This window comes from Actinomadura sp. 6K520 (assembly GCF_004349245.1).
GTDB lineage: Bacteria > Actinomycetota > Actinomycetes > Streptosporangiales > Streptosporangiaceae > Spirillospora.
The window spans coordinates 1-3,340 of sequence record NZ_SMLC01000335.1; the positions used below are offsets into that span (position 1 = coordinate 1).

Sequence of the window (3,340 nt, forward strand, 5' to 3'; positions counted from 1 at the left end):
GGGCTGCTGGAGGGGCGGCGGGCGACGACGCACTGGCTGTCGTGCGAGCGGTTCGCCGCGCGGTTCCCGGGGGTGCGGGTGGACGCGGCCGTCCTGTACGCCGACGAGGGCGACGTGCTGACCTCGGCGGGCGAGGCGGCGGGCATCGACCTGTGCCTGCACATGATCCGCCGTGATCACGGCGCGGCGGTGGCGGGGGACGTGGCGCGCCGCACGGTGGTGCCGCCGCACCGCGAGGGCGGGCAGGCGCAGTTCATCGCGCGGCCGGTGCCCGCGCCGCGCGACTCCTCGACGGCGGCGGCGCGGGCGTGGGCGCTGGAGCGGCTGGACCGGCCGGTGACGCTGGCGGAGCTGGCCGGGCGGGCGTCGATGAGCGTGCGGACGTTCACGCGCCGGTTCCGGCAGGAGACGGGGGTGTCACCGCAGGTGTGGCTGGCCGCGCAGCGGGTGGAGCGGGCGCGGCGGCTGCTGGAGGAGACCGATCTGCCGGTCGAGGCGGTCGCGGCGAGGGCGGGGTTCGGGACGGCGGCGTCGCTGCGGGCGCGCCTGCAGGCGGCGGTGGGGGTGGCGCCCACCGCCTACCGGGCCACGTTCCGCGGCCGCTGACCCCGGCCCGGCCCGCGGGGGCGACCGGCGCGCGCGGCGGCCGGCCGGGGGGTGGGCGGGGTCAGGCGTGCTCGGCGTCGAGCTCGACGGGTTCGGCGATGACGTCGACCATGGCGCCGTTGCGCAGCACGGTGATGGGCAGCGGGCGCCCGATCGCCTCGGCGAACATGAGTTTCTGCAGGGACTGGGCGTGCGAGACCGGTGCCCCGCCGGCGGTCAGGACCAGGTCGCCGCGGCGCAGCCCGGCCCGGTCGGCGGGGCCGGCGGGCACGACCTCGGCGACGCGCAGCGCCTCGTCCTGCCCGGTGCGGGCCCGCAGCGCGGCGGGGACGGGGACGGGCGCGGCCGCCAGCCCGAGGAACGCGCGGCGGACGCGGCCGTCGCGGATGAGGGCGCCGATGATGCGGCGGGTGGTGGTGTTGATGGGGACGGCCAGGCCAAGGCCGATCCCGGCGACGGCGGTGCTGACGCCGACGACGCGGCCGTGCGCGTCGGCGAGCGCGCCGCCGGAGTTTCCGGGGTTGAGGGCGGCGTCGGTCTGGATGACGTCCTCGATGACGCGGACGGCGGTGCCGGCGCGGGTGCGCTGCCTGGTCGGCAGGGACCGGCCGAGCGCCGACACCACCCCGGCGGTGACCGACCCCGACAGGCCCAGGGGGTTGCCGACGGCGACGACGAGCTGCCCGACGACGAGGCCGTCGCTGTCGCCGAGGGTGACCGGGCCGGGGACGGGTCCGTCGGTGCGGACGACCGCCAGGTCCGACAGGGGGTCGGCCCCGACGACGGTGAAGGGGGCGGTGGCGCCGTCGGCGAACGCGGCGTCGCCGCCGTGCGCGGCGCCGACGACATGGGCGTTGGTGAGCAGGAACCCGTCGCCGGTGAACGCCACCGCCGAGCCGGCGCCCTCACCGCCCCGGTGCCGGACGCGCAGCGCCGCCACACGCGGGGTCAGCTCGCGGGCGACGGCGGACACGACGCGGGAGTAGGCGTCCAGCGGCGCCCCGCCGTCGAGGGGATCGGAGATCATCGCACCTCCCGGATGATTACATCGTTACACGGTAACCATGGGAGGGGAAGAGGTGTTCCGCGCCGCCGCCCGCCCGCGCGGGCACAGGGGCGGGGGCGGGGTTCAGCGCAGGGTGGACAGGCCACCGTCGACGTGGACGACCTGCCCGGTGACGTAGGACGCGCGCTCCGACAGCAGGAACACCGCCACGTCGGCCACCTCCCACGCGGTGCCCTGCCGCCGCATCGGGATCAGCCCGGCCACGCGGTCCCGGCTCCGGTTCCCCGCGGCGGCGTCGCGGCCCATGACGGTGTCGATCAGGCCCGGCGCGACCACGTTGGCGCGGACACCGCGCGGCGCGCCCTCGGCGGCGATGTGGCGCACCAGCCCGGCCAGGCCCGCCTTGGAGGCGTCGTAGGACGGCGACCGCGACCCCGGCTTGGTCCCCGCCAGCGACCCGATGAACACCATCGCGGCACCGTCGTCCAGCGCGGGCATCGCCGCCTTGCCGACCAGGAACGGGGCGCGCAGGTTGACCTGCAGGACGCGGTCCCAGTCGGCCGGCGCCGTGCCCGCCAGCCCGTACCCGATGCCGATCCCGGCGTTGAACACCACCCCGTCCAGCCCGCCGAGCCGCTCGGCCGCCTGCGACACCACCCGGTCGCAGGACCCGGGGTCGCCGACGTCGGCCACGGCGACGCACGCGTCCCCGCCCTCGGCGGCGATCATCGCGGCGGTCCGGCCGGCGGAGTGCCCGTCGACGTCGGCGCACGCGACGCGGGCGCCCTCCCGCGCGGCCGTGATCGCGATGGCGCGGCCGTTGCCGACCGGCGCGTCCGGCTCCGCGCTGGGCCGCGTCCCCGCGCCGACGACCAGGATCCGGCGGCCGCGCAGCAGACCGCCCGGGAGGGAGGGATCGGGCATGACCGGCACCGTACTGGACACCGGGCGCCGCCGCCCAGACCCGGAAAACCCCGCGAGCCCGGGGAACCGTGCGGGCTAGGGTTCGGGCATGGGCGATGGCGCGGGAACGGCGGCCGGGGCCGCGGGGACGGCGGGCGAACCGGTGGTGGTCGAGCGCGCCGCCGGTGCCGGCGGGGAACTGGTGCTGCGCCGCGCCGGCGCCCACTACGAGATCATCAGCAACGGCGTGTTCCTCATGGACACCCGCGGCGGCGCGTCCGAACGGCTGCTGGTCCGCGCCGCCGCGCAGCACCTGGACGGGCCGGTACGGCTGCTCATCGGCGGCCTCGGCGTCGGGTTCTCCCTCGCCGAGGCCCTCACCCTGCCCGGCGTGGCGCACGTCACCGTCGTCGAACGCGAACCCGCCGTGATCGCCTGGCACGCCGCCGAACTGCGGCCCTTCTCGCGCGGCGCGCTCGACGACCCGCGCGTCACCGTGGAGTGCGCCGACCTGCTCGACCACCTCGCCGCCCCGCACGGCCCGCGGTTCGACGCCCTGTGCCTGGACATCGACAACGGCCCCGACTGGACGGTCACCCCCGGCAACGCGCGCCTGTACGGCGCCGCGGGACTGGACCTGCTCACCGCGCGGCTCACCCCGCGCGGGACGCTGGCGGTGTGGAGCGCCGGCGCCGCACCGGCGTTCGAGATGCTGCTGCGCGGCCGGTTCACCCGCGTGCGGACCCGCCCGGTGCCGGTGCCGCGCGGCGAACCCGACGTCGTCTACCTGGCGAGCGGCCCCCGCCCCGCCGGCTGACGGCGCCC

Annotated in this window: 4 protein-coding genes; 2 read left to right on the forward strand and 2 right to left on the reverse strand. The window is 78.0% G+C overall.

Features of this window, described 5'->3' with window-relative positions; all coding sequences use genetic code 11:
* On the forward strand, positions 1-606 hold a 606-nt coding region (locus tag E1289_RS36930; protein WP_131988730.1), incomplete at its 5' end, for a helix-turn-helix domain-containing protein.
* A 61-nt stretch (positions 607-667) separates the two neighbouring features.
* Here E1289_RS36930 and E1289_RS36935 read toward each other — a convergent pair.
* Positions 668-1,633: a trypsin-like peptidase domain-containing protein gene (locus E1289_RS36935; RefSeq protein ID WP_131988732.1), complete on the reverse strand. Its 966-nt coding sequence runs from the start codon at positions 1,631-1,633 to the stop codon at positions 668-670.
* 102 nt (positions 1,634-1,735) lie between these two features.
* Positions 1,736-2,536, reverse strand: coding sequence for an SDR family oxidoreductase (locus E1289_RS36940; RefSeq protein ID WP_165970778.1), 801 nt, complete (start codon positions 2,534-2,536; stop codon positions 1,736-1,738).
* An 88-nt stretch (positions 2,537-2,624) separates the two neighbouring features.
* On the opposite strand from E1289_RS36940, the gene E1289_RS36945 reads away from it, so the two are divergent.
* Positions 2,625-3,332: a spermidine synthase gene (locus tag E1289_RS36945; RefSeq protein ID WP_131988734.1), complete on the forward strand. Its 708-nt coding sequence runs from the start codon at positions 2,625-2,627 to the stop codon at positions 3,330-3,332.
* The last annotated feature ends 8 nt before the right edge of the window (positions 3,333-3,340 follow it).

Coding starts and splice junctions, on each gene's coding strand:
- E1289_RS36940 (WP_165970778.1), bottom strand. CDS start 2,536: ATGCCCGATCCCTCCCTCCCGGGCGGTCTGCTGCGCGGCCGCCGGATC.
- E1289_RS36935 (WP_131988732.1), bottom strand. CDS start 1,633: ATGATCTCCGATCCCCTCGACGGCGGGGCGCCGCTGGACGCCTACTCC.
- E1289_RS36945 (WP_131988734.1), top strand. CDS start 2,625: ATGGGCGATGGCGCGGGAACGGCGGCCGGGGCCGCGGGGACGGCGGGC.